Origin of the sequence: Metalysinibacillus jejuensis (assembly GCF_003057615.1) — a bacterium.
GTDB lineage: Bacteria > Bacillota > Bacilli > Bacillales_A > Planococcaceae > Metalysinibacillus > Metalysinibacillus jejuensis.
Window position 1 is genome coordinate 1 of record NZ_QAFW01000189.1, and the last position, 326, is coordinate 326.

At 38.0% G+C, this 326-nt stretch carries 1 protein-coding gene; it reads right to left on the reverse strand.

All coding sequences use genetic code 11. The annotated features are described in order from the left end of the window. A partial coding sequence (locus tag DDE80_RS14825; RefSeq protein WP_153060954.1) for a DDE-type integrase/transposase/recombinase occupies window positions 1-326 on the reverse strand: 326 nt, incomplete at both ends.

The following is a 326-nucleotide window of genomic DNA, read 5'->3' on the forward strand; positions in this document are numbered from 1 at the left end:
AGATGTGTATAAGAGACAGTGCCTGGTAAATCGGGCTTGTATAATGGAAACCCTGATCGGAATGGATAAAGGCATCTTCTGCTAAATGCGAATGTTTTTTTAATTTCTTCAACGTATTCAGAGCGATGTCCAAGTGTAAAGAAGATGACACTTCATAAGCTAGAATTTCGTTCGTTTCAGCGTCCTTAATCGTTGATAAATATGCACGTTTGCCGTTTCGATATGGCAAATATGTGATGTCTGTCAATAACACTTTACCCACTATACCTTGTTTAAATTTGCGTTTTAATTCGTTCGCATAAATGCGGTGTTCTTTCGTCGCTTTG